Source organism: Chryseobacterium sp. FR054 (genome assembly GCF_056844565.1).
Window position 1 is genome coordinate 556,870 of the sequence record NZ_JBXDSA010000003.1, and the last position, 26,478, is coordinate 583,347.

25 protein-coding genes and 1 pseudogene are annotated in these 26,478 nt (G+C 39.1%); 11 read left to right on the forward strand and 15 right to left on the reverse strand.

Annotation, left to right across the window (positions count from 1 at the left end):
* Positions 1-262 precede the first annotated feature (262 nt).
* From AC106S_RS15450 to AC106S_RS15470, 5 genes are all read left to right on the forward strand, one after another.
* Positions 263-1,015 carry a hypothetical protein gene (locus tag AC106S_RS15450; protein WP_482440361.1) on the forward strand — a complete coding sequence of 251 codons (753 nt, stop codon included), beginning with the start codon at positions 263-265 and terminating at the stop codon, positions 1,013-1,015.
* Between the two features lie 165 nt (positions 1,016-1,180).
* Positions 1,181-2,128: a tail fiber domain-containing protein gene (locus AC106S_RS15455; RefSeq protein ID WP_482440362.1), complete on the forward strand. Its 948-nt coding sequence runs from the start codon at positions 1,181-1,183 to the stop codon at positions 2,126-2,128.
* A gap of 151 nt (positions 2,129-2,279) precedes the next feature.
* The gene (locus AC106S_RS15460) at positions 2,280-2,768 is read left to right on the forward strand and encodes a YkgJ family cysteine cluster protein (protein ID WP_482440615.1); all 489 of its coding nucleotides are present in this window, start codon (positions 2,280-2,282) and stop codon (positions 2,766-2,768) included.
* Positions 2,769-3,166: 398 nt separating this feature from the next.
* Positions 3,167-3,499 (forward strand): hypothetical protein, encoded by a 333-nt coding sequence (locus AC106S_RS15465; protein WP_482440363.1) that lies wholly within the window; start codon positions 3,167-3,169, stop codon positions 3,497-3,499.
* 244 nt (positions 3,500-3,743) lie between these two features.
* Positions 3,744-5,216 (forward strand): hypothetical protein, encoded by a 1,473-nt coding sequence (locus AC106S_RS15470; RefSeq protein ID WP_482440364.1) that lies wholly within the window; start codon positions 3,744-3,746, stop codon positions 5,214-5,216.
* A 140-nt stretch (positions 5,217-5,356) separates the two neighbouring features.
* Here AC106S_RS15470 and gdhA read toward each other — a convergent pair whose 3' ends face one another.
* From gdhA to AC106S_RS15485, 3 genes are all read right to left on the reverse strand, one after another.
* Positions 5,357-6,715: an NADP-specific glutamate dehydrogenase gene (gene gdhA, locus AC106S_RS15475; RefSeq protein ID WP_482440365.1), complete on the reverse strand. Its 1,359-nt coding sequence runs from the start codon at positions 6,713-6,715 to the stop codon at positions 5,357-5,359.
* Between the two features lie 190 nt (positions 6,716-6,905).
* Entirely contained in the window at positions 6,906-8,015 is a 1,110-nt protein-coding gene (gene dprA, locus AC106S_RS15480; RefSeq protein WP_482440366.1) for a DNA-processing protein DprA, read from the reverse strand.
* Positions 8,016-8,050: 35 nt separating this feature from the next.
* Positions 8,051-8,818 carry a rhomboid family intramembrane serine protease gene (locus tag AC106S_RS15485; protein ID WP_482440367.1) on the reverse strand — a complete coding sequence of 256 codons (768 nt, stop codon included), beginning with the start codon at positions 8,816-8,818 and terminating at the stop codon, positions 8,051-8,053.
* Positions 8,819-9,077: 259 nt separating this feature from the next.
* Here AC106S_RS15485 and AC106S_RS15490 point away from each other — a divergent pair, with 259 nt between their 5' ends.
* Together AC106S_RS15490 and AC106S_RS15495 are read left to right on the forward strand one after the other, a co-directional pair.
* Entirely contained in the window at positions 9,078-10,004 is a 927-nt protein-coding gene (locus AC106S_RS15490) for a DUF3078 domain-containing protein (RefSeq protein ID WP_482440368.1), read from the forward strand.
* A 225-nt stretch (positions 10,005-10,229) separates the two neighbouring features.
* Positions 10,230-11,153, forward strand: coding sequence for a DUF3078 domain-containing protein (locus tag AC106S_RS15495; protein WP_482440369.1), 924 nt, complete (start codon positions 10,230-10,232; stop codon positions 11,151-11,153).
* A gap of 67 nt (positions 11,154-11,220) precedes the next feature.
* Here the strand turns inward: AC106S_RS15495 and sufD are convergent, their stop codons facing one another.
* The 5 genes and pseudogenes from sufD to AC106S_RS15520 form a co-directional block, all read right to left on the reverse strand.
* Positions 11,221-12,528 carry a Fe-S cluster assembly protein SufD gene (sufD, locus tag AC106S_RS15500; protein ID WP_482440617.1) on the reverse strand — a complete coding sequence of 436 codons (1,308 nt, stop codon included), beginning with the start codon at positions 12,526-12,528 and terminating at the stop codon, positions 11,221-11,223.
* A 114-nt stretch (positions 12,529-12,642) separates the two neighbouring features.
* Positions 12,643-13,386, reverse strand: a complete 744-nt coding sequence (gene sufC, locus AC106S_RS15505; protein WP_482440370.1) for a Fe-S cluster assembly ATPase SufC — start codon at positions 13,384-13,386, stop codon at positions 12,643-12,645.
* Between the two features lie 115 nt (positions 13,387-13,501).
* Positions 13,502-13,887: pseudogene (locus AC106S_RS15510) on the reverse strand (GxxExxY protein).
* A gap of 151 nt (positions 13,888-14,038) precedes the next feature.
* Positions 14,039-15,487 carry a Fe-S cluster assembly protein SufB gene (gene sufB / locus AC106S_RS15515; RefSeq protein WP_482440371.1) on the reverse strand — a complete coding sequence of 483 codons (1,449 nt, stop codon included), beginning with the start codon at positions 15,485-15,487 and terminating at the stop codon, positions 14,039-14,041.
* 70 nt (positions 15,488-15,557) lie between these two features.
* Entirely contained in the window at positions 15,558-15,887 is a 330-nt protein-coding gene (locus AC106S_RS15520; protein ID WP_482440372.1) for a HesB/IscA family protein, read from the reverse strand.
* A gap of 245 nt (positions 15,888-16,132) precedes the next feature.
* Between AC106S_RS15520 and AC106S_RS15525 the strand changes: the two genes are divergently transcribed.
* Positions 16,133-16,993: a GLPGLI family protein gene (locus AC106S_RS15525; RefSeq protein WP_482440374.1), complete on the forward strand. Its 861-nt coding sequence runs from the start codon at positions 16,133-16,135 to the stop codon at positions 16,991-16,993.
* A 104-nt stretch (positions 16,994-17,097) separates the two neighbouring features.
* Here the strand turns inward: AC106S_RS15525 and ypfJ are convergent, their stop codons facing one another.
* Positions 17,098-17,958: a KPN_02809 family neutral zinc metallopeptidase gene (ypfJ, locus tag AC106S_RS15530; RefSeq protein ID WP_482440375.1), complete on the reverse strand. Its 861-nt coding sequence runs from the start codon at positions 17,956-17,958 to the stop codon at positions 17,098-17,100.
* Positions 17,959-18,037: 79 nt separating this feature from the next.
* Between ypfJ and AC106S_RS15535 the strand changes: the two genes are divergently transcribed.
* The 3 genes from AC106S_RS15535 to AC106S_RS15545 are packed head-to-tail and all read left to right on the forward strand — an operon-like array spanning position 18,038 to position 19,815.
* On the forward strand, positions 18,038-18,358 hold the full coding sequence (locus AC106S_RS15535; RefSeq protein ID WP_482440376.1) for a hypothetical protein: 321 nt from the start codon (positions 18,038-18,040) through the stop codon (positions 18,356-18,358).
* Entirely contained in the window at positions 18,358-18,684 is a 327-nt protein-coding gene (locus tag AC106S_RS15540; RefSeq protein ID WP_482440377.1) for a hypothetical protein, read from the forward strand. Before AC106S_RS15535 ends, AC106S_RS15540 begins: the two co-directional genes overlap by 1 nt.
* 3 nt (positions 18,685-18,687) lie before the next feature.
* Positions 18,688-19,815 (forward strand): glutathionylspermidine synthase family protein, encoded by a 1,128-nt coding sequence (locus tag AC106S_RS15545; protein ID WP_482440378.1) that lies wholly within the window; start codon positions 18,688-18,690, stop codon positions 19,813-19,815.
* Here the strand turns inward: AC106S_RS15545 and AC106S_RS15550 are convergent.
* The 6 genes from AC106S_RS15550 to AC106S_RS15575 all read right to left on the reverse strand — a co-directional run bounded on the left by AC106S_RS15550 (position 19,805) and on the right by AC106S_RS15575 (position 26,409).
* On the reverse strand, positions 19,805-21,883 hold the full coding sequence (locus tag AC106S_RS15550) for an LTA synthase family protein (RefSeq protein WP_482440379.1): 2,079 nt from the start codon (positions 21,881-21,883) through the stop codon (positions 19,805-19,807). The genes AC106S_RS15545 and AC106S_RS15550 overlap by 11 nt on opposite strands.
* 216 nt (positions 21,884-22,099) lie before the next feature.
* Positions 22,100-22,618 carry a 6,7-dimethyl-8-ribityllumazine synthase gene (ribH, locus tag AC106S_RS15555; protein WP_482440380.1) on the reverse strand — a complete coding sequence of 173 codons (519 nt, stop codon included), beginning with the start codon at positions 22,616-22,618 and terminating at the stop codon, positions 22,100-22,102.
* Positions 22,619-22,621: 3 nt separating this feature from the next.
* Entirely contained in the window at positions 22,622-23,329 is a 708-nt protein-coding gene (locus AC106S_RS15560) for a YfgM family protein (RefSeq protein ID WP_482440383.1), read from the reverse strand.
* A 218-nt stretch (positions 23,330-23,547) separates the two neighbouring features.
* Entirely contained in the window at positions 23,548-24,084 is a 537-nt protein-coding gene (locus AC106S_RS15565; RefSeq protein WP_482440386.1) for an adenine phosphoribosyltransferase, read from the reverse strand.
* Entirely contained in the window at positions 24,085-25,278 is a 1,194-nt protein-coding gene (locus tag AC106S_RS15570) for a hypothetical protein (RefSeq protein ID WP_482440390.1), read from the reverse strand.
* Positions 25,279-25,386: 108 nt separating this feature from the next.
* Positions 25,387-26,409 carry a hypothetical protein gene (locus AC106S_RS15575; protein WP_482440394.1) on the reverse strand — a complete coding sequence of 341 codons (1,023 nt, stop codon included), beginning with the start codon at positions 26,407-26,409 and terminating at the stop codon, positions 25,387-25,389.
* Positions 26,410-26,478: the final 69 nt, after the last annotated feature.

Genomic DNA, 26,478 nt, shown 5'->3' on the forward strand with positions numbered 1-26,478 from the left:
TTAGATTCGTAAAAGTTTTGCAGAATTTCTCTTTTCTTACCGGAAATAAAAGCTCATCTGTTTATTCTACCGATACTTTAATAATGATTTTCAGCGTGAGATGTCGTTTACATTAAAAAAATAAATCATTAAAAGTTGATTTAATATAGCGGTTATTTGAAATTTAATCTTAACTTTAATAAGTTAGTTTTTTGTCACTGTTGATTAGAAAAATAGAAACAGCATAATAAATAAAATAATACTAACTTAAAAAAATCACATTATGAAAAAAATTTTAATTTCAGTAGCAGGGCTATTGGGGATCATGGGAGTGCATGCACAAAACTGGTCTTTAACCGGAAATTCAGGAGCCTCCGGAAGTTTCTTAGGAACTACTGACAACAATGCCTTACGCTTTAAAGTCAATAACAACAACAGCGGATTTGTCAACCCCTCGAATACCAGTACAGCCTTCGGACAATGGGCATTAGACTACTCATGGGGAGACGGGAACAGTGCTTTCGGCTCTTCTGTTTTAGCCCGGAATACGAGTGGTGTCCAGAATACAGCAATGGGCTTAAATTCTATGATCAATAATAAAACAGGTCACAATAACGTCGCAATGGGAGCATGGACCCTTGTAAGCAATGTGGATGGATATTTTAATACGGCCATAGGTACAAATGCCCTTTATTCCAATAGTTCCGGATTTAGCAATACCGGAGTTGGCTTCAGTGCCCTCAATAAGAATACCACGGGGGTGCATAATACGGCATTAGGGTACGAAGCACTGATTGTTACCGCAGGTGCAAGTTTAAACACTGCAGTAGGCTCAAAAGCAATGCATACCAATACCACAGGATGGTACAATGCCGCATTCGGAAGCCAGACTATGGAACTGAATACAACGGGTCAGGAAAATGCAGCCTTCGGACCGGGAGCACTCTATTCAAATACTACCGGATCTAAAAATACAGCTATTGGTTCAGATGCCGGATGGTCTAATAAAACAGGTTCAGAAAATACGTCCGTATGAAATGAAGCATTAGCGGGAAGTATTGACGGGAGTTGGAACACCGTTGTCGGAACCCGTGCATTATGGTCAACTCACAATGCCAGCGGAGATCCTAATATTTCCGGAGGAGATACTACATACGGTTATGGACATTATTCTAATAATACAATCGTAGGCTATGAAGCCATGAGAGATGCAACAACAGGCGGAAATAATACGGCTTTAGGCCTAAAGTCCCTGATTACAAACCTGACAGGCAGCAACAATGTGGCAATAGGGATGTTCGCTAACGTATCTAAAGACGGTCTCAACAATGCAGCAGCAATAGGAACCGGTGCGGTGGCTACGGCAAGCAACCAGATGCGCTTTGGAAACACCAGTGTCACAAGCATTGGAGGAACTGTAAACTGGAGCGTTTTATCAGACGGAAGAATCAAAAAGAATATTCAGCAAAATGTACCGGGCCTTACGTTTATCAATCAGCTGCAGCCGGTGACCTATACTTATGATTATTCTGCTGCGGACAAAATTATAAATGCATCTGCGAACAATGATTTCCAAAACAAAACAATACGTAATAATCAGCAGGAAATACAATATACAGGCTTTATAGCGCAGGATGTAGAGAAAGCCGCTAAATCTGTTAATTATAGTTTCAGTGGAGTAGATCTTCCTAAAAATGAAAATGATCTGTACAGCCTGAGATATGGGGATTTTGTTGTTCCTTTGGTAAAAGCAGTGCAGGAACTGAGCGCAGAGAATGAATCTTTACGAAAAGAAGTCAATGAATTAAAAGCACTGGTAGAAAAGGCTCTCGGGGCAAAAGCATCTGATGGCTCTCCAAAAGGGGATAACGCCGTCCAAAACACATCCATTGCATTATTGGAACAAAATGTACCTAATCCGTCTGATCAAAGCACTTTAATCAGGTATAAACTTCCTCAGAAATTTTCTTCTGCAAAAATTGTCATTGCAGACATGAGCCAGAGAATTGTGAGAGAAATATCGCTGGCAGCTTCAGACAATGGGGCGGTGAATGTAGATGTAAGTTCCTTGAACGGAGGCACATATTTCTATTCCTTAATTGTTGATGGAAAAATGGTAGGGACTAAAAAAATGATCAGGTCTAAATAATAAAGCGGCTGAAACAATTTTATCTGCGAATTTGTTTAAAAATTTAAATAGAAAGATTTTCCATACTTTATCAAAAGCCTTTGATAAATTTCATAAAAACAATATTTTATCTTTGCAAAGGAAAAATAGAATGGCAGAAGAGGCCAATGATATGGATTTAGATTTTTATAAAAAGCAGGCTTTACAGAAGCAGAAAGAACATAAGAAATTTTTGGACGGATTAAAGAAAAAACCGCCTAAAAACCTCGATTATGTTGTTCAGGAAACGCATGATGAAGTATTTGATGAGATAGACTGCCTTCAGTGTGCCAACTGCTGTAAAACGACAGGACCCCTGTATACCGAAAAAGACATTGAACGTATTGCGAAGCATCTCCGCATGAAACCTGCTGATTTTGAAGCTAAATTTTTAAGAGTGGATGAAGATCAGGATAAAGTGCTTCAGCATCTTCCCTGTTTTTTTCTGAACACGGATAATACCTGCTCCATTTATGAAGTAAGACCCAAAGCCTGCCGTGAATATCCGCATACCGACCGGAAAAAGATCTATCAGATCAATCATCTTATGCTGAAAAATACGGTAATATGCCCCGCAGCTTATGAATTTGTAGAAAAAATGATGAAGAACACAGGTAAATAAAGAAAAAAGATGGAGCTGAAAAATCTGAAGAATAAAAGATAACATTTTAACAATCTTTTAATAACAGTTCAGCTCCATCAATTTTTTTATTGAATAACTTACAGACGTGTGCTTAACTGTAAGAAACTTCCATCAAATTTGTTGATACAGCGTTATGCAATATCTATCTTTCTGACTGCTAAAAAGCAATATTATTTTTCCTTCAATATTCTGTCAAACGGCTTTCAGAAATAGGCTTAACCTAAAATAATTCTCATCTTCCTGCTTTTATTTTCCTTCTGGGCTTTTCTTCCAAAATTCTTCTTAAATAATGATAAAGTACGTTAAATAAGAGTGTTACGGATAATTTAATGAATAATGTGGCGTTTAAACTAAACAACCATTTAAAATATTACATTATGAAAAAGTTAATCCTGTCGGCCGCATTGATGGCAGCCGGAATTGTTACGGTATCAGCTCAGACAGAAACAAAAAAAGCGGCTGAAACTGCACCCGCCAAAACAGCTGCACAGTCCCAAACAGCTATGCCGGCAGCAACAGCAGCCACCGGAACAGTTTCCACAGAGACCGCCCCAGCAAAAGAAAGCCCTGCGGCAACAGCTACCGTTGATGCCGCCGCCCCAGCCGCCAATGCTACGATGAGTGCAGAAGTGAATACGGAAGCAACCAAGCCTTCAAAAGCTTCCAAAGAAGACAGAAAAGCCAAAAAGAAAGCAAAGTCATCAAAGTAAATATTTCAAGCAAACAGAAAGAAAATCCTGAAACATTTTGTTTCGGGATTTTTTAATGATCTGTAATGAAGATTTCCTGAATTTACTTTCTTTTTCCCTCTTCCGGCTTTCAACCTTTCTGTTTTTTACAAGGTGTTTCTTTTTACTTACTCACACTTAATAGAAATACTGCTACACTTACTGATTTGTTGTTTTTTTTGCTAAAGGCAGCATGTAGTTTTATGACTGTAATAATTTATAGATCATGAAAATATTAAAAAAACAGTCTTTAATTGTATCAGGACTCCTGTTTTTTCTGCTGAGCTGCGAAGATGAAATTCTGAAACAGAAGAGAGAAGAAAATAACGTACTGTCCAGAAGAGAATCATCGGTTTCGCTGCCATGTTCTGTTCCTTCCCTGTATAACGGGATGCTGGCCTTTGAAGATGAAAAGCATTTTACCTGTTATTATAATTATCTCAATACACTGATTTCCGGTCAGGATGAGGAGATGAATGAAGATGATTATCTGGCAGAAGTGGAGCAACACGTAGGAATCAGCTCTTTGAGAGCCGATGCTCTGGCTAAATTTGAACAGAAAAATGCAGTTGGCTGGCATACCTATCAGGAAATTCCCGAAGAGCACTGGATCACTTCAAGCGCCATTCGTTCTATTCTCAATACCAACAGGGAAGTAAAGATAGGACGGTATATTTTAAGATATATCAGCCCTGAATTTATAGCTTCCGTAAAAGATACCCAGCCGGAATTGCTGAAAAAAGTAGAAGCCCTCGGCGATAATCCGGCACTGGAAGATATTCTGAACCTGGATCTTACCCGGGAATTTATTTCTGTCACCTCTCCTGAAATCTATAACAGGGAGTTCGGAACGATCGACTTTGCAGATGCTAAAGGAGCAAGAGGTACACCCGTTCCATATTTAAGATTCAGTTTAAGTGGTACCGTATATCAGAATTTTACCTGCTCTGTTCCGGGAAAAGTAAAATTTGAAGGCTTTACACTGAGCCATGTTTCCGTTCCCCAGAGAGCCAGGTACAGAATAGAGTTCAATGACGCAACCGGAGCGTTTACGGAATTTACTTTAGGTCCCAATCAGTACATTCTTCCTGTTATAGAGCATGTATATCCGGGCGTAGCCAGTACATTTTATAATCCGGTGGTAAAAGTAAAGGCATTAAGCTCGTCCAATTCCGGCCCGAATACCTGGGATGTTACCAGAACTTTCCCGATCTATGTAAAAGGAATGAATGAGACCTGTACAATGGATGCCCGTGGCGGATTGCAGGATCTTGTCATCAATTCATCCAATGTACTGCGCGGAAAAGCAGATTATTACACCTGGAAGCCTTTCCCTTTCGGCCTGGGAGGAGCCATATCTTCTCTGGCAGGATGGACAGAACTGCATCATATCGACAAAAACGGAAACTGGAACCGCAGAAAAGATAAGCAGACCACATTATGTGTGAAATTTACAAACGGATTACTGCATCAGAATCATGGCTCATCAACGTATTTCTGTATAGATCCGATCCGCCCGTCTATGTCATATGAATGCAGATCCAATACCAACCAGAAAAGGATGGAAAAAGAGATGGGGATCTATAATACCAATACAACGGCAACAGCGGCACTGTCTTATTTTACCGTTCAGCACGAAGTAGGAACCTCGGATGGGGTGAACGGATTCTTTAAACAAACCATATACGGATGCCCTTAACCGTTGATAATGAATCTTCTGAATATAAAAAAGCGCTGTACCATACAGCGCTTTCTCCTTTCACTTTTTACTTTTTTCCCATTTTCCCGGGAACAGGCTATATCAAAAAAGGCCGGGAATTTTCCCAGCCTTTGTTTATTTTATACCACTCCCTGAGCCAGCATAGCTTCTGCAACCTTTACGAATCCGGCGATATTGGCACCTTTTACGTAGTTTACATAGCCGTCCTCATCTTTCCCGTAGTCTCTGCAAGCTTTGTGGATACCGATCATGATCTCCTTCAGTCTTGCATCTACCTCTTCAGAAGTCCAGTTAAGACGGATAGAGTTCTGCGTCATTTCAAGACCTGAAGTGGCTACACCTCCTGCATTGGAAGCTTTACCAGGTGAGAACAACACCTTGCTGTCAAGGAAATAGTTGATCGCATCTAATGTAGAAGGCATGTTCGCAGCCTCAGTTACACAAAGACATCCGTTCTCAACCAGTTTCTTAGCATCTTCAAGATCCAGCTCATTTTGAGTCGCAGATGGGAATGCTACGTCACATTTTACATCCCAGGGACGTTTTCCTGCATGGAATTCAGCAGAAGGATATTTCTTCGCATAATCCTCAGCTCTGTTGTTTCCTGAAGATCTCAGCTCTAGCAGATAATCGATTTTTTCTCCGCTGATACCGTCTTTATCATAGATATATCCGTCAGGACCGGAGATCGTTACCACTTTAGCTCCAAGTTCAGTCGCTTTCTTGATAACGCCCCAGGCTACGTTTCCGAAACCTGAAACCGTTACGGTTTTACCCTGGAAATCCTGTCCGATCGTTTTAAGCATCTGCTCAGCGAAATATACAACACCGTATCCGGTTGCTTCAGGGCGGATCAGTGAACCTCCGTAAGCAAGACCTTTTCCGGTAAGAACTCCGGTAAACTCGTTTCTGATTTTCTTATACTGTCCGAATAAATATCCGATCTCTCTTGCTCCCACACCAATGTCTCCGGCAGGTACGTCTGTTTCAGGACCGATGTGCTTGCATAATTCAGTCATGAAAGCCTGGCAGAAACGCATTACTTCCATATCCGATTTCCCCTGAGGATCAAAATCCGAACCACCTTTACCTCCTCCCATCGGAAGAGTAGTCAGAGAGTTTTTAAATACCTGCTCGAAAGCTAAGAATTTAAGAACTGAAAGGTTTACAGTAGGATGGAAACGGATTCCCCCTTTGTATGGTCCGATCGCAGAGTTCATCTGAATTCTGAAACCTCTGTTTACCTGGATCTCTCCTTTATCATCAACCCATGGAACTCTGAAAATAATAATTCTTTCAGCTTCAGCCATTCTCTCAAGAAGCTTCATGCCTGTATATTCCTTTTTGGTCATAATAAACGGAATTACAGTTACAGCAACTTCTTTTACAGCTTGTAAAAATTCTGGTTCATTAGGATTTTTTGCTTCAATTTTTGCAATAAACTCCTGGATTTTCTGGTCAATATTATATTGTTCCATATACTAAGGTTGAATATTATTGTCAACAAATTTAATTTTTTTTTCAAGATTCACAACACTCTATTTTAACATTGTTAAAAATTAAATAATAATGTTTCGAAATATTATTAAATTGATAATTTGTGTTTAAATTTTATTAAAAATTAAATGTTATGTCTTAAATAATGCAATATTAAGAAATCATTAATTCTTAAATTACGGTGAATTGTCTCCCGGAAAACGATTTTACTTTCCCTAAAAGTTCCAATTCTAAAATTACCGGTAATATTTTATGGGTAGAGATTGAAATTTTCTGTGCCAGGTCATCCAGAGAGATCTGTGGGTTTTCTTTGATAGACTGATATACCATTTGTTGATTTTCAGTGAGTTGAGGGGCGGTCTCGCTGTAAGGAAAGAGTTCTTCCATTTTCTCCCGGGGATTGTTGAAACCTAATGAATCTACAAGATCTCTTACGGTAGAAATAGCAGCCGCTTTATTCAGGAAAATCAGCTGGTTGCATCCCTGGCTGTAAGGATCTGTAATTTTTCCCGGAAGGGCAAAAACTTCACGGTTGTAATCGTTGGCAAAACTTACCGTACTCACAGAACCGCCACCAAATGCAGTCTCCACAACAATTGTTGCAGGTGAAAGACCTGCTATAATCCTGTTTCTCTGAATGAAATTCTCACGGTCGGGCTTCCTGGACGAATTGAATTCTGTAACTAATGCTCCGCCTTCCTGAAGAATCTTTTCAGATAATTTCTTATTTCCTGATGGGTATAATGTATGAAAGCCATGTGCCAGTACAGCTATTGTAGGTATTTTATGTTGAACAGACTGTTCGTGGACTTCTTTATCAACACCCAATGCCAGACCGCTTACAGACAGGTATTTTGAAGATTGGGTAGCTTCAAAAAAATCTTCGATAAACCGTTTTCCGTAAGATGTCATATTCCTGGTTCCCACAATGCTTACTTTAGGAACGGTATCATCAAAATCTCCTTTCTGGTATAAAATGGCAGGAGCATCGGGACATTCCTTGAGAAGGGAAGGAATCTCATTCAGGTGCCTCAGCCTGATCTGTATTCCGTTTTTTTCGCAGAACTTCAGTTCCTGTTCTGCAAAGTGCAGGTGCTCTTTATTTCCGATGTCAGAAACTGTTTTTCTGCCCAGGCCTTCCGCTTTGGAATATTCTTTTTTAGCTATTTTCCAGGCTTCTTCTGCACTTCCGAAAGTCTGTATCAGCCTGTGAAAAAGAATATCACCAATCAGGCTGCATTCGCGGAGGGCAATGGCGTAAAGGTGTTCTTCCGAGATCATTATGTGTTTTTTATCAAATGTAGTGAATTAAGTTTTTATTTCCTCCTTAATTCTTCCAGGCGGTCCCAGATATCGTCTCTTTTTTTATAGGGAAGCTCCATGAAATCCTCGGGATGATTTTCTTTATATTCCTGCCATAGCTTATCATCCTTTTCATTATAGTAATTGGGAAACTCCCAGATAAATTTCTTTTTTTTCTCACCTACTTTTTTGAAGGCAAATGCAATGATGCTTCCTACCACGGCTCCGGAAAGATGGGCCTGCCAGGAGATCCTGCTCGGCTCCTGAAGATTGTAGAACAGTTCTTCGGGGAACATCCCCCACACAAGACTGCCATAATATAAAACAACCAGCATGGATATGGTAAGAAGTTTCATATTCCATTTGAAGACTCCGCTGAAAAACAGGAAAAATGCCAGTACATAAACAACTCCGCTGGCTCCTATTGTACAGGTATACATATATTCACCGGTGAGAATGTCTATGGGAGGAAGCAGCCATACCAGAAGCCCGGTAGCGAGCCATCCGGTAATGAAAACCTTATTGGCTACCTGAGGATAAAACTGGTACAGCAAAAACATAAGAACAGCTATCGGAATAGAATTTCCTAAGATATGATCCATATTCCCGTGTAAAAGAGGAGAGGTAATTATCCCCAGCAACCCTTCAGGCAGAAGAGGAATAATTGCTCCGAAACAGCTTTGAAAAAATCCCTGCATCTGCAGAAAATAGCCGAACCACATTGCTGACAGCATCAGCAGAGGATAAAGAACAGCTCTTTTGGAAATTACGTTTTTAAACATGCAGAGGATATGTCAAATCAAAAGCCAATAATAAATTTCGGAAAATTTGTCGATGTATTGATATGTAAAGCGTTTATTTTAAGACAAAAGGTATCAAATTTAAAATGTCCGTCTAATATTTTGACATTGAATTTATTAAATCTGTTCTGCTTTTCGCTGTTTAAAGCCATTGATCCTTTATTTTGACAGATTTTGAAGCCTGAATTTTCGTTAAACAAAAATTATATTAATATTTTTGCATTGAAAATTATCTATTGTAATGAAGAAGTTTTTGTTGATTCTTTCCTTTTCTATGGGGATTTATGCAAGTGCACAGGAAGAACTGAAAAAAGATTCAGTAGTGACGGATACTATAAAGTACTGGTCTGTTCTTGGGAAAAACAATTTAATGATCAATCAGGCGGCCTTTTCAAACTGGGTCGGTGGAGGAGCCAACAATGTAGGCTGGCTTGCCGGGCTGAATTATAATATCACCTATGAAAAAGACAAAGATCTCTGGGAAAATATCATCGTGCTGGATTATGGGCAGAACGATACAAAAGGAGTAGGAGTAAGAAAAACACAGGATGTTATCAATATTTCTACCAATTACGGGCGGAAATTCTCCAAAAGCTGGTATTTTTCTTTAGGAGCCGGTATTCAGTCTCAGTTTTCAACAGGTTATGAGGATGGTAACAATCCGGAAGCAAAGAAAATCTCGAATTTTATGGCTCCGGGATACCTTAACCTCGGTATGGGTATTACGTACAGACCGAATGATAATCTTACGGTAACCCTTCGTCCTACCAACGCCCGATGGACCTTTGTTCTGGATAAAGATCTTCAGCTTGCCGGAAATTACGGTCTGAAGAGCGATGGCGATTCTTCTCTCCTTCAGTTCGGTTTCCTGGGAACCGCTTTGTATAAAGTAAAACTTATGGAAAATGTAAGTATCATTAATACGGCTTCCGTCTTTTCAAATTATCTGGATCATCCGGAAAGGCTGGTTCTTGCTTATGGAGCAGTACTGAATCTGAAGGTGAATAAATATATCTCATCCAATATAACTCTGGACCTGCTGTATGATCATAATCAGATCCAGAAGACGCAGCTTAAACAGACTTTGGGAATTGGTTTCGGTTATACTTTTAACAACGGTGGTAAACGTTCTGACCGTAAAGACAGCCAGTGGTGGATTAAGAAATAACTTTTTTAATGCAAGATACATCAGCGTTTCAATTTTGAAACGCTTTTTTTGTGTCTGTGTGAAATTTTAAGTAACTATAAGTTCATTTAGCTTGTTTTATAAGGTTTTCGGAAGCTATTATTCACATTTTTAGTGTATTAAATAACAGTTTTATTATTTCAAAACAAAGTGATTAGTATTTTAACAAAAATTATATGTATATTTTTGTACCGAAAAATCTTAATTATGAAAAAACTTTTATTGGCTGCTTCCATGTCTTTTGGAATCGGCATAATGGCTCAGGAAACAAAATCAGAAGCTCCTGCTGCCGATACCGTAAAGGCCTGGTCTATCCAGGGGCAAAATACATTAATGCTGAATCAGGCTGCCTTTTCCAACTGGGTAGGCGGGGGTGCCAATAATGTAGGCTGGCTTGCCGGAGTAAACTATAACCTGACCTATGAGAAAGGTAAGGATCTGTGGGAAAATATCATCATTCTGGGATACGGACAGAACAATACCAAAGGAATCGGAACCAGGAAGACCCAGGATGTCATCAATCTTTCTACCAACTACGGGCGTGAATTTGCCAAAAACTGGTATATATCAGGAGGAATGAGCCTTCAGACACAGTTTGCAGCAGGTTATGAAGATGGAAACAACCCGGATGCGGCAAAAATTTCAAACTTTATGGCACCCGGGTATCTGAATATGGGGGCAGGGGTTACCTACCGCCCCAATGATAACTTTACAATGACATTACGCCCTGCCAATGCCCGCTGGACTTTTGTCCTGGATAAAGACCTTCAGACTGCCGGAACCTATGGGCTGAAAAATGACGGCGATTCTTCTTTGTTCCAGTTCGGTTTCTTAGGGACAGCTATCTATAAGCTTAAAATTATGGAAAATATGAGCCTGATCAATACAGCTTCTGTATTTTCCAATTACCTGGACCATCCTGAAAGACTGGTTCTTGGTTACAGCGGAATCCTCAATATGAAAATCAATAAATTTGTTTCCACCAATATTACGCTGGACCTTCTGTATGATCACAACCAGATCCAGAAAACCCAGCTGAAACAGACACTGGGAGTTGGTTTTGCCTATAATATAGATAATGGTAAAAAAAGGTCAGATAATAAAGACAATCAGTCCTGGTTAAAGAAATAACGTAGGCTGTATAATATAAAAAGCACTTCATTTGAAGTGCTTTTTACGTATCAATTGTATATAAATATTAGAATTCTATATCTACTCCAAGTTTTTCCGCCAATAGCTTTGAAATCTTTTCTTTAAGCGGTTCAATATCAATGTTCTGCATTGCATCATTGGCAAAAGCATATAAAAGAAGTGCCTGTGCCTCTTTTTTAGAAATTCCCCTTGCTCTTAAATAAAACAGGGCATCTTCATTCAGCTGACCTACGGTACATCCGTGGGAACATTTTACATCATCTGCAAAAATTTCCAGCTGTGGTTTGGTATCAATAGAAGCCCCTTCACTCAGCAATACGTTGTTGTTCTGCTGATAAGCATTGGTTTTCTGGGCAATTTTATCCACAAAAACCTTTCCATTGAAAACGCCGTGCGCATTCCCGTCAAAAATCCCTTTATAGTTCTGGTAACTTTCACAGTTCGGGAAATTGTGATGTACAGCCGTATGATGGTCTACCAGCTGATCTTTACCAATAATGGTAATACCATTCATAAATGAATTGATATTGGATCCGTTATGGATAAAATCAAGGTTGTTTCTCACCAGTTTACCTCCGAAAGAGAACGTGTTTACAGTCGTTAAACTGTCTTTTTCCTGTTTTGCGAAAGTATTATCGATAAGATAAGAGGTATTGTTGTCGTTCTGAAGCTTATGCCAGTCTGCTTTTGCATTGGGATAAGTAAAGATCTCAGTTACGGAATTGGTCAGAACGTAGGTGCTGTCAAAATTGTGGTGGCTTTCGATCACCTCCACTTTCGCACCGTCTTCTACGATCAGTAGATTTCTGGTATTGTAGAAGGTGTTTTCTTCCTGATTCTGAGAAATGTAAAAAACATGGATTGGTTTTTCAATCACCACATTTTTAGGGACTTTCAGGAAAAATCCATACTTGCAGTAAGCAAGGTTCAGATTCGTGAAAGCGGTATCTTTAGATGCTATTGTATTAAAATAGGTATCAAAAATTTCTTTATGTTTCTCATCATTCAAAGCATAGTTGAATGAAAGAAATTCTACATTTTCAATAGAAATCTTTGACAGCTCTTTGTGAAGTTTACCATTTACAAAAACGATCCAGTCAAAATTTTCTTCCCCTAAATGCAGCTGATCCAGCTGTTCTTTAGTAATATTATGATGTTCTTTCGGGAAAAAATTATAGTTTTTCTCTGTGATCTCTTTTAAGTTGGTATATTTATATTCTTCGTCTTTTTTGGTAGGAAAACCCAGGTTCCCGAATTTCTGAAGAGCCTCTTTTCTGTTTTCATCCAGAAATCTGTGACGAAGCGTCTCCAGGAATTCACCGTGGTTGTCAATAATTTGATCGTATAAAGCCATTACTGATATTTCGGCCATCACACCTGATTTATATATTTAAAATAATAATTGTACTGCGGTTTTTCCGCATCTTCAGAAAGGTTTGATAAAATCCCTTCCGAGATATTTTTCTTCTTAGTTAAGAAGCCAGTCGTAACCTTTTTCTTCAAGTTCTAAAGCCAGAGATTTATCACCGGTTTTGATGATCTTTCCATCTGCAAGAACGTGAACAAAATCAGGTTGGATATAGTTGAGCAGTCTCTGATAGTGAGTAATCAAAAGTACTGCGTTTCCTTCATTTTTAAAGTGATTTACACCGTCTGCAACAATTCTTAAAGCATCAATGTCCAATCCTGAATCGGTTTCATCAAGAATAGCCAGTTTTGGATTAAGCATCATCATCTGGAAAATTTCATTTCTTTTCTTTTCTCCACCAGAGAATCCTTCATTCAGCGATCTTGAAAGAAAATTTTTCTTGATGCCCAGCTTTTCAGACTTTTCACGGATCAGGGCAAGCATTTCTTTGGCTGGCATATCTTCCAGGCCGTTGGCTTTTCTGTTCTCGTTCAAAGCGGCTTTAATGAAATTGGTTACAGAAACTCCCGGAATTTCCACCGGATACTGGAAAGAAAGGAAAATTCCTTTGTGTGCTCTCTCTTCAGGAGCATCTTCACTGATTTCTTCTCCTTCGAAAAGAATTTCTCCGCCTGTTACCTCGTAATCTTCCTTTCCGGCAATTACAGAAGAAAGGGTAGATTTTCCGGCTCCGTTCGGCCCCATGATCGCATGAACTTCCCCCGGTTTTATTTCAAGATTGATTCCTTTTAAAATTTCTGCGCCATCTTCAATTCTGGCGTGTAAGTTTTTTATTTCTAACATATATTTTAGTTTATCGCAAGGTTAGACTGAGATTATTATCTTCCTTTGCTTTTATAAGCTAAACAAAGGCGCTAACGCTTATCAATGAAATACGATTTCTATATCTAATTTTAATCTAAGCCTTATCAAGACCATTCGCTATTCTCATTACACCGTTTTTAAAAAGATGGGAATTGAAATTAATCAACATTCCTAGCTTATAGCTTCCTGATCTTAAATAATTTTTTAGTTGTGAAGCATGAAAACTGTTCAGGCTTTCAACGGATTTAAGTTCTGAAACAACTTTGTTTTCTACGGGCAAATCCATCTTGAAAGCATTTTCCAGCAGTAATTCTTCATACCGGATATTCAGAGGTTTTTGTCTTTCAACTTCTACTCCTGCTTTTTTAATTCATAAAAAAGACGCTCTTCATAAATGCTTTCAAATAAGCCCACTCCTAACTTTCTATGAATCTTTAATCCGTTTTCAAAAACAATCTTTGAAATTTCATTTTCAGTCATTTGTGTAATTTTCCGCAAAGATACATAAGTTAATTCGAGAAAATTCAATATTAAATCTTGTATTGCTTTCCTAAGCGTTAGCGCCTTTGTTTATCCTGAAAATCAACAGTTCGCTATAAAAAAATCTTAGTTTTTCTTTGCGATAAGAAAATTACCCTACTGAACCTTCAAGCGAAATTTCCAATAGTTTCTGAGCTTCAATGGCAAATTCCATTGGAAGTTTATTTAAAACTTCTTTACTGAAGCCGTTCACAATCAGAGCAATGGCTCTTTCCGTATCAATACCTCTCTGGTTACAGTAAAAGATCTGGTCTTCACCGATTTTTGAAGTGGTTGCTTCGTGTTCCAGCTGAGCGGTAGGATCTTTGATCTCAATATACGGGAAAGTATGGGCCCCGCACTCATTACCCATCAAAAGGGAGTCGCACTGGGAGAAGTTTCTGGCTCCTTTGGCGGAAGGCATTACTTTTACCTGTCCTCTGTATGAATTCTGGGATTTTCCGGCAGAGATCCCTTTTGAAATAATCGTTGATTTTGTATTTTTTCCGATGTGGATCATTTTTGTTCCCGTATCGGCATACTGGTGGTTGTTGGTTACGGCAATAGAGTAGAATTCTCCGATCGATCCGTCACCTTTCAGGATACATGAAGGATATTTCCAGGTTACGGCTGAACCTGTTTCTACCTGTGTCCATGAGATTTTTGCATTTTTCTCGCAAAGACCTCTTTTGGTTACAAAATTGAAAACACCTCCTTTTCCTTCTTCATTTCCCGGATACCAGTTCTGCACGGTGGAATATTTAATCTCAGCATTATCCATGGCAATCAGTTCCACCACAGCAGCGTGAAGCTGGTTCTCATCCCTTGACGGTGCTGTACATCCTTCAAGATAAGAAACATAGCTGCCTTCATCGGCAATCAGAAGAGTTCTTTCAAACTGTCCTGTTCCGGCCTGGTTGATTCTGAAATAGGTAGAAAGTTCCATAGGGCATTTTACTCCTTTTGGAATATAGCAGAAACTTCCGTCAGAGAATACCGCGGAATTCAGTGCTGAATAAAAATTATCTCCTCTCGGAACTACTTTTCCAAGATACTTTCTTACCAGGTCCGGGTGGTTTTTAATGGCTTCGGAAATGGAGCAGAAAATAATTCCTTTTTCCATCAGTGTGTCCTGAAAAGTAGTCTTTACAGAAACAGAGTCCATTACAATATCCACGGCAACTCCCGAAAGTCTTTTCTGTTCCTCGATATTGATTCCCAGTTTTTCGAAGGTTTTCAGCAATTCAGGGTCTACTTCATCCAGACTCGCCAGTTCCGGCTTTACCTTTGGTGCTGCATAATAACGGATCGCCTGGAAATCAGGTTTTTCATACTTGATGTTGGCCCAGGTAGGTTCCGTCATTTTCTGCCAGATTCTGAAAGATTCCAGACGCCATTCTGTCATCCATTCGGGTTCTTCTTTTTTAGCGGAGATCGCACGGATGATATCTTCATTCAATCCGGTCGGGAAATCTTCATAATCAATCTTCGTTTCCCAGCCGAATTCATATTTTTTATTTTCTAGATCGACTCTTAAATCGTCTTCAGTATATTTACTCATTACTATTTTTTAGATTTCAGATTTTAGATTTCACACCGCGGCCTGAAATCTAGTATCTTATGTCTTTTCTCTAAAGACTAAATGACTCACCGCATCCGCATGTTCTGGATGCATTAGGATTGTTGAACACAAATCCTTTTCCGTTCAGTCCTCCTGAATATTCAAGAGTTGTTCCTGCCAAATAGAGGATCGATTTTTTATCTACAATAATTTTAATGTTATTGTCCTCAAAAACCTGGTCGGAATCTGTTTTTTGGTTGTCAAACTTCAAAACATACTCTAAACCAGAACATCCTCCGCTTTTAACTCCCACTCTTATATAATCTTCAAAAGGATTAAAGCCATCCTCTGTCATCAGAAGGATCGCTTTTTCTTTTGCTTGATCTGATACTTTTATCATTGTATTTATTTAGAATGATTTAATGATGCAAAAATACAAACTAATTTCCGCAATCTCAAATTGAAGCTATCTATTTTAATGATTATGATCTTAATAGGGTGGTTTTTAGTTAAAGTTATATAAAATTTTTACCGGCAGTGCAGCAAACTCTGTTTTACGTTTAACTTTGAACCGTATTTTTTATCTATAAGTGAAACAGAAATGCAGCCGGCAAAAAGCCGGTTGGCCAAAATAAAAATAGACACATGAAAAAATTAGGAATTATTGCTTTGGCGTTCTTTATGCAGCATATTTCTGCCCAAAACAACAGATTTGTGTATCAGGTGACCATGAAACCTGATGCTGAAGATAAAAGCTATATAAAAACAGAAAATGCTTACCTCGATATTTCCCCTGAAAAGTCTGTTTTCTATTCTGAAAACAGGGTCAAAAGGGATTCTATTATGCGGAAAGCCTTTCAGGGAGGAGGGGATAGAGTAAATATCAACAGGGAACAGATGGAAGGTCTGAGAACCAATATCAATTATTCCGTTGAAAAAGATAGAAAAAGTCAGAAGACTTATTTTAAAGACAGGATAGGGCGGGATATATACTCTTACGAGGAGGACCGGCCTCTGAACTGGAAAATTTCTTCAGAAACCATGAAGATCGGAGAATATAAGGTTCAGAAAGCTGAAACTGATTTTGCAGGACGAAAATGGACGGCCTGGTTTTCCACAGATTTACCTTACCAGGACGGTCCTTACAAATTTGGCGGACTTCCGGGGCTGATTGTAAAAATTGAAGATGACAAAGGAGATTATTCTTTTGATCTGATGAGAAATTATAAGATTACGGAAGAGCCAGGCCTTAATCAGTTCGGAAATACGCTGAAAGTAAAAAGAGAAGCTTATCTGAAACAGCAGGAAAAATATAAAACTGATCCGATGTCGTTTATGATGGCTCAGGGTGGTGGTTCCGGAGTAATTGCCGCACCGGTGAGGGTTGGAGACGGAGGAAGAGGTCCCGGCGGAAGAAATCAGAATCCGGCAGAAATGAAAAAAAGAGTGGAAGAAAGAGTAAAAGAGGAAGCTAAGAGAAACAGTAATCCTATTGAGCTGAAATAAAAAGAAAAACCTGAAGATGCCTTCAGGTTTTTTTATGTTCTTAATGATTCAGAATATAGTATCTCAATTCATCCGGTAACTCTTTGAAGTCTGATCTCTATTATTTATTTCAAAAGCTGATCAAAGGTATTCCCCTGTCTGATATCTCCGGTATTATATCCTTTCATAAACCATTCTTTACGCTGTGCAGAAGATCCGTGCGTAAAGCTTTCCTGATTCACATAGCCCTGAGATCTCTTCTGGATGTTGTCATCACCAACAGCCTGGGCGGCATCAATGGCAGCCTGAATATCTCCGGGTTCCAGAATTTTTCTGGACTGGTCAATTCTTTTTGCCCATACTCCTGCATAAAAATCGGCCTGAAGTTCAGTGGCTACCGAAACACGGTTCATCTGGGCTTCGGAATATTCTCCGCTTCTTCTTAACTGATCTACTTTTTGGGTGGTTCCCAGCAACGTCTGTACATGGTGGCCTACTTCATGTGCCATGACGTAAGCTACGGTAAACTCGGTTACCTTTGCGCCGAAGCGCTGCTGAAGCTCATTAAAGAAACTCATATCCATGTATACCGTCTGATCGGCAGGACAGTAAAACGGTCCCATAGCAGACTGTGCAGGGCCGCATCCTGAACGGGTGGCATCTTCAAAAAGAACAATTCTGGGCTTTTGATATTCCATATTGTTTTCTCTGAAGATCTGTTCCCAGGTAATGATGTTCCATTTTCCCATCATATCTACCATTTCCCCGATCTTTTGTTCATTGGCAGTAAGTTCTCTTGGCTGGGAGCTGCCGGAAGACTGTGTGCTGCCGGAATTCAGTATACCGGAAGGATCTCCTCCCAGGAAAAAAACAATGGCTGCTATAATTAAAGTTCCGAGTCCGCCACCTACAATCATTCCTCCTCCGCCACCACCGGAACCTCGGCGGTCTTCAACGTTTCCGCCTCTGTCGTCTGTCCATCTCATAGTAATAAATTTTTTTGAATTGTAAATTTAAAATAATATCGTCACTAAATGACTACTTTTGTGAAAAATTAAAAACTACGTGAAAAAAATTAATAGTTGCCTGTTACTGACTGGAATATTGTCACTTACAGCATGTAAGGAAGTAAAAGAAGATGAAGTAGAGAAAGTAAACAGGAAAGGGGCTGTTGAGACCCAGCTTTCGGTTGAACATATTGATAATGCAGATGTTCTGATTACAAAGCATAAAATATGGAAAGATGATAAACTTTTTAAAGAGATCATTAAAAAAGATACCATTCCAAGTCTTGGAGATACATTGGTAGGAGGAGAAGACGCTGACGGGAATAGCCATATTGTGAAAACGAAAAAAGATTACGAATTCTTTATAACGGTTCAATAATGAAAAAATCCGGATCTATAAAATTACTTTTTGTAACAGGAATTCTGGCTGCCTGTTCTCAGGAAAAACCTAAAAATCAGAATGAAAAAAAGGTCTATATGAGGTCTGATACCACAGCTTCCTATTCCAGGTCTCATGGTTTTGTGACGGGACTTCTTCTGTACCATGCATTCAGACCTTATGGGGCATACAGCTATGGTTCTTATCAGAAAACAGGATATTACAGTGATGCCATCAGCAGCAAATCCAATATCGGGAGAAATACCTATAAAGGAAATGTGGTGAGGGGTGAACTGGGGAGAAGCGGATTCAGTGCATCATCATAAGCTATGGAAAGAATACAGTCACAATTCAGAAAAAACTGGCAGCATAAGCTGGAAAATCTGGGATTCGGGTATCATTCTCTGGACGGGCTTTACTGGGATGAAAGCCACTACTATCAATTGAGTCCGGAAGAGATCAATAAAATTGAGACGGCAACTGCGGAACTCTGGCAGATGTGCCTGGAAGCTGTGGATTATATTATTGAAAAAAATCTCTGGACAAAATTCAATATTCCTGAATGGTTCAGAAAATATATCATCACAAGCTGGGAAGAAGATCATCCATCGGTATATGGGAGATTTGATTTCGGTTTTGACGGAAAGAATCTTAAACTGCTGGAGTTCAATGCGGATACGCCCACTTCACTGTATGAGGCTTCGGTGATACAGTGGTACTGGCTTCAGGAAATGTATCCGTATAAAGACCAGTTCAATTCCATTCATGAAAAGCTGGTTGCTTACTGGACTTATCTTAAGAAATACATGAATCCGCAGCATATTTATTTTGCCTCACTTACCAATATTGAGGACGTTACGAATGTGGAATATATGCGGGACTGTGCTTCCCAGGCAGGTTTTGATACAGAATTTATCCCTGTCCAGGATATTGGCTGGGCAGACGACATTGCAGAATTTATTGCCGGAGACCGCTCCGTTATGGAATATATTTTCAAGCTTTATCCATATGAATGGATTCTTGAGGACGGATTTGGAGAAAAATTAGTAAAAAACGGATTCAGATCACAATGGATTGAACCTGCCTGGAAGATCCTGCTTTCTTCCAAAGCAATTCTGCCTGTACTCTGGGATATGTATCCCGGGCATCCTTATCTTCTGGAATCTTATTTTGAACAGAGGCATCTGAAGGATTTTGCCAAAAAACCGATCTATTCAAGGGAGGGAGCGAATGTTACTCTCACCAGAAATCATATTCCGGTAGAGCAGAATTCAGGAGTGTACGGAAAAGAAGGCTTTATTTATCAGCAACTGTTTGATCTTCCTGATTTTGGCGGAAATTATCCGGTCATAGGAAGCTGGGTAATCGGACAGGAGCCTGCCGGAATCGGGATCAGGGAAAGTATTCACCTGATTACCAATAACCAGAGCCGTTTTGTGCCTCACCTTATCGGTTAAGCTGCTTTTCTTTAAGCCAGTATGACGTAGACTGATAGGCGGAAACCGTTTCGTCTACCAGTTTCTGTTCCGGCTTTTTCAGCAGTTTTTCGTTATAATAAAGCTTGAATTCCGGAGCGAGACTGCTTGGTTCAAGGTCTAAGGAATACTGCTTTACTTTTTTCACCGGAGAAATAATAGTCAGACGGTTATCTTTTACAAACCCTAAATCCTGGTAAGTAGCAATATAAGCTTTCGGCTGGAATTCTTTCCTGAAAACATCCTGTCCCAGGAACTTAGATTTATAATTAAAATTAAGCATTCCGAACAGGGTAGGCATCACATCGATCTGCGACATCAGCTGATCAAATTTCTGAGGCTGAATGAAGCCTTCTGAGAAAATCATGGCCGGAATTCTGTACTTATCCATCGGAAGTTCCGTTTTTCCTGCACTGGAAGCACAGTGATCGGCAATGATCACAAAGACTGTATTTTTGTACCAATCCTGTTTTTTAGCCATTTCAAAGAACTTTCTGAGGGAATAATCGGTGTATTTTACACCTCCGTCCCTGGATTTTGCTGTTCCCGGAATATCAATTCTTCCTTCAGGATAGGTAAAAGGTCTGTGATTTGAAACCGTCATCCAGTGATTGAAAAACGGCTTTCCTGATTTGGCTTCAGCATTCATCACCTGAATTGCCTTTTTGGCCATATCTTCATCCGCAACGCCCCAGACATTCGCAAAGGTGATTTCTTCCGGTTTAAAGCTGTTTCTGTCAACAATATCATAGCCGTTTCCTCCGAAGAAGTCTTCCATATTGTCGAAATAGCTGTAACCGCCGTACAGGAACTTCACATCATATCCTTTGGATTTGAAAACGCTTCCTGTGGTAAATTTATTTTTATTGTCATCTCTTTTAATGATACTTTCTCCGGCTGTTGGGGGGATACAGAGGGTAAGGGCTTCAAGACCTCTTACGGTTCTGTTTCCGGTTGCATAGAGATTGGTAAACATCAGTGACCGGTCTGCCAGACTGTCAAGGAATGGAGTAATCTTTTTGGTTCCGCCATAATGTTCCATGAAATCTGCGGAGAGACTTTCAATGGAAATCAGGACAACATTTTTTTTCACTTCAGGCTGTTCGGAAACAATATTCCTCTGTAAAGCCTGTTGAGCATATTGGCTTAAAAAGTTCTTTTCTGCCTGTTTTTGGTCGATCTGCTGGTAAAACTGGAAGTAATCGAGTTCATTATGGGTGAATGCCCAATAGAATTTAGGCAGCCCGTTGTCTTCAATCTCATCGGCAAATACATTGTCAGAACGGATCTGCATCAAGGAAGATATGGAAAGGAGACTGATTCCGCAAAGCACGACAAAAGTTCCCAGCAGGATCATTTTCTGCTTCATATCCGGAAGATCCAGAAGTTCTCCTTTTGTTTTTTTATAGATAAACCATGTAACTAAAGCTGTAAGGGATATGATGATTGAAAACAAGGGAATAATCGGGTAGCTTTCCATGATGTTTCCGATGACTTCATTGGTATAGATCAGGTAATCTACGGCAATGAAATTGTAGCGTACTCCGAATTCATTATAAAAGAAATATTCACTTACTGTATTGAAAATAATCACAAGTACATACAGGAACAGGGTAATAAAATATAAAATATTCCGGATTTTGATTCTCTGGGCTGGGAGAAAAAGCATAAGCCCGAAAAAGAGTGTCTTTATACCAACGAAAGTGAGGGCTACTTCTGAAATGGAGCCACCGTACTGTTTGAAAATATTATTCGGAACAAGCCAGATGTACAGGAAAAACAGTACAAGTGCCCCGAAAATAATGTAACCGTATGGTTTTTTATACTTAGAGTCAGACAGAAACAAAAAGTAAACGGCCAGAAGTGAGCTTGCCAGAATAAATACAAAGATATCATTCAGGAGGCCGATGCCCAATACTCTTATGATTTCAAAAAAACTGAAACTTGCTGTTGTAATCGGATGAAAAAAGAATACGACTCTCAGTATCAGCGATATAATAAGATAAAATATTCCTAAATACAGAAAAGGAGTTATTTTTTTTGAAAACATCTTGTTTAAGTCTAAGTTAATTCCCACAAAGATAGTTTTTGTATACAACTTTTAGTAATAAAAAGTAAAAACATGATATTTATTAGACTTTTTTTAATTTTTTTTAAAATATGTTAAGGTGGGAAAGAGTATGAAGATAATGATGTTTAAACACGGTCTATTAAAAAAGGACTATTAAAAAATAGTCCTCTGTATCGTTAAGCTGTATTAACAGGTTTAAGAATGTCCGAATCCGATATTTCCTTTCTTTTCAGAAAGATTCTTTTTGAAGTCGATCATTCTGAGAGCGGTTACGGCAGCTTCTACGCCTTTGTTTCCAAGATCCCCGCCGCTTCTTGCCACAGACTGTTCTTTGGTATCGTCTGTCAGTACACAGAAAATAGTAGGGGTATCTGTCATGATATTGCAGTCTTTGATTCCCTGTGCCACTGCCGAACATACATAATCAAAATGCGGGGTTTCTCCGCGGATTACGCACCCGATAGCAATGACCGCATCATATTTTCTTTCTTTGCAAAGCTGCATACTTGCATAACTTAATTCAAAAGCACCGGGAACCGGGAAAAGTTTAATATTTTCCGGTTTTACGCCTTCTTTTTCAAGAATTTCCAAAGCTGCATCACGAAGATTGTACGTTACAAAATCATTCCACTCAGAAAAAACAATGCCGATAGAAAAATCTTCGGCATTGGTTATATGAAGTGGCTTGTAATCTGAAAGATTAACTGTTGCCATTTTTTAAAAATATTTAGTCATTTCTATATAGGAGTCAGACATTCCGTTGTCATAATCCTGGTATTTCTCATCAATAGTAGAGAAGTATTTTTTAGCTTCTGCATTTTTCTTTAATCCCAATGCCACAATTCCTGCCTTTCTTGTGAAATAGTAAGTAGTGTAAGGATCACTTGATGCTCCGGCTGCTTTGTCTAATAAAGCCAATGCTTCATCATTCTTGTTAAGTCCGGATTTTGCATCTGCCATTGCTCCGTATTTCAGGGCCATCAATGTTTTATTATCAGATGAAAACTGATCGAAAAGATCATAAGCTTCCTGGAATTTTCCTTCTTTGAATTTCAATAATCCTGCATTGTATCCTGAAAGCTTTCCTATTTCCGTATTTGAATATTCGTTGTATGTTCCTACAAATCCAGGATTGGCTGCAGATTTTCCGCCTAAAGCTTCTTTATCTTTCCCGTCCATCAGGTTTTTCTGAGCAGCAAGGAAACTTTTTACAGCTTCAGCGTTCTTAGGAGCTACTACAAACTGCTTGTAAGCAAAAAATCCTAAAACACCCAATACCAAAGCACCAAAAACAATACCCAAAGGTTTTGAATATTTTTCAAGAAATCTTTCAGTGTTTAAAGCTTCTCTGTCAAGGTCTTTGAAAAACTCAACGGTTTCCTTACCTTCTTGCTCATTCTGAGCATTCTTTCCCAATTTTGCCATAAATTTCTAAAAATTGAAATGCAAATTTAATTGTTTCTGAATGATTTACAAAATACTTTGTAAGTATTATTGATTTTATTTGAATAATTAAGGTGAATTGTCAATGGTGAATCATAAAAACGAATCGGCTCCGGTCCGAATGACCTTTCTGATAATTAACTTTTATATTGTTACCAGCCGTTGTCATGCGGAGCGGAGCCGAAGTATAGGTTTAAAGTTTAATATTCTAAAATGTGATAAACTTCCGCGTTGAATTTTTTTAGCTTTTCATCACCATTCAATCCGGTCAGTCCGATCAGGAAACTGAACTGAGATACGGTTGCCCCTTGTTTTTCAACCAGTTTGGCTGCTGCTTCTGTGGTTCCTCCCGTTGCTAAAAGATCATCATGAATCAGGATTCTCTGTCCCGGTTTTATCTGTCCTTCGCGGGTTTCAATGGTGGCACTTCCGTATTCCAGATCATAACTTTCTGAAATGACAGGCGGGGGAAGTTTTCCTGCTTTTCTGATCAGGATAAAAGGAACTTCCAGCGCTACTGCAATGGCAATTCCGAAAAGATATCCGCGGCTTTCTATTCCGCACACGGCATCTACTTTTCCTCTGCTGAAAGCGGCGAGCTCTGCAATGACATCCTCATAAAGTTTAGGATCCAGAAAAATAGGGGAAATATCCTTGAACTGTATTCCGGGAATAGGAAAATCCGGAATGTTTTCAATGGTTTCGTTGAGTCTTGTGATCAGTTCTGCTGATGCCATTTATGGATTTATTTTATAGCTGGAGATTTTCCAGTCTCCGTTTACGTTTTTAAGTCCGAAAGTCACCTTCAGTGAAGTTGTTTTTCCGTTTTTATCCGTTACGTCATAAGTAGCATTTACACTGGCACTATTGGCTGTTGTTCCGTTGGTGCTGATGTTTTTTACACTTACGTTTTTCACGGCCCCGAATCCTGAATTAGGATTGGAGAAAGATTCATAGCTTCCCCATCCCGGATTGTTGGAGGCATCATAAGCTGCCTTAAGGTTTTGCGAACTTACATTGCTTAAGAATTTGCTTACTGTATTTTTCGGATCAGCAGCAGGCTGTTTAGGGTTTGCCGGTGTTGCCGGTGCTGTACCGGGGTCTGTGGAAGTTCCGGAAGCAGGCGTATTAGGATCAATTACAGCAGTAGGATCCTGGGTGATGGCTGTGGAATCTGTTTTTGGAGCAGCTGGCACTTTAAGAGCGGATGGATTTACCTCAAGTCCGATCTTAGACATTTTGAAAGTTTTGGCAGTTGTTTTTACAGAAACCGTAATGTCTATTTTATTGTCCACGACTTTTCCAGCCGGAATTGACGAGAATTTCAGGTTAAATCCTTTGAAATTATTATCCTGCATCAGGTTTTTAGCCGTAGAAAGCTTTACTCCGTTGCTGAATACTTCCAATGTTGTCTCAAGCCCCGCTCCGGTGAATGAAACAGGCTTTCCTGAAGCATCTACCAATCTCGGAACAATCTGGATCGCAGTAGGAGCTCCTGTTCCGTCATCTCCCGTAGGATTTGCCGTAATAGCCAGTGAACCTGCTTTTACGTCATTAGCATCTGTTTCTTTTGCCTTATCATCGCCGAAGATATTCATTTCTCCAAGAGACGGCGGAGCTGTACTTGCCCATTCAATACCGTTTTTCCGGGCTACTCCGTCAGCCATTTCCAGAATCTCCGGTACTTTTTTACCGTCGATAAGTTTTCCCAGTGCTTTAAGTTCCTCCACATCACCTTCTGCTTCCACACCAAAGGTCTTCAGAATGTACAGCGCTTCATTGAATTTGATCTGGTTAATCGTTGAAAGGCTGGAAGTCATATCATTGATACTTGACTGCAGCGTTTTAGTATTCGTAGCATCTACATGATCTTTTTTGCATGCCGTAAACAGCAACAAACTGAAAACAAGTAGAAAAGAAAACTTTTTCATTTTTATTTGGTTTGTTGCAAATTTAGTAAAACCTTTATTAATAGTGGATTTTTATTTTCGTTTTGTCAGTTTTTTGAATTTATGGGTTCTTTTAATGTTCTTTTGAAATTATTTTTCTGTTCTGTTTTCCTGTTCTTTCAGGTCGTCTTTAAAGAATGAACTGAAAATCGTCTGCATGTTAGGAAATGAAGGCTCTTTCCAGAAGGAAGTCTTATAATTACTCTGATTGTTTCTGAATTTTACTTTTTCAATATCATCATCATTGTTAAAACTCATTTCGGTAGGATAGAAATTGTTGTAAAGGATGATCTGTGTATAATCCGGCTCACTTTTATGTTTCAGCTTTATAAAGCCTACTTCGTTGTATTCTAAAAAGTCTCGCAGGTTTTTTTCTGAATCTTTTTCAAAAGACATATTAAGGATGGTTCTGATATCAAAGAATCTGAATCCGAATAGTGAAAATTCTTTTTCCTGGAGAGCCTGACCTGTTACTTCAATCTGATCTTTACGGTCTCCTTTCAGTTCTTTTACGGTATTTTTCTTTGTTTTGTATTCTTCGGGGTTTCCTACATTTTTAAGCTTTGGAATCTGAAGGGAATTTCCGTAATCCCAGGATGCGGTCTGTTTTTTTTCATTTTTGGCATCCGTCAGCCTGAAGACTCTGTACTGTTCAACATTAGCGCTTTTCAGTTTCTTTGTTTTATTATCGAAAATGTAGGTGGCTACACCGTCTGCATAGCTGTTAAGTTTATTATTGACAGTTACGTAGGCATTGAAGTTTCCTTTAATGAAAATATATTTTGCCGGTTTCGTGTTTTTGATCACCACGGTTTCGATCTCTTTTACCTGATCGTTGATTTTGATTGTCTCCTGACTGAAATCGGCATACGAAAGAGTAGCAACCGGAAAATTATTATATACCAGCTGAAATTTTTCCTGATCCGGACTCAATGCTTTTTTATCAATCTTTCCATCAATATCTGAGTAGGCGAGAATACTCCCGTCTTTACCAAATACTGAAACCTTTGGAAGAGGTGCATTTGTTTTTTCGGAAACGAAAGTAATGGTCTGTGCCCTGATGAAGCTGAATAGAAATATAAATACGGAATAAAGTAAAAATTTTGTTTTCATAATAGGAAGTTGTTTTAATGGTTTGCTCTTCTTTATAGACGTACAAATTTCAGAATGGTTGCCTGATGA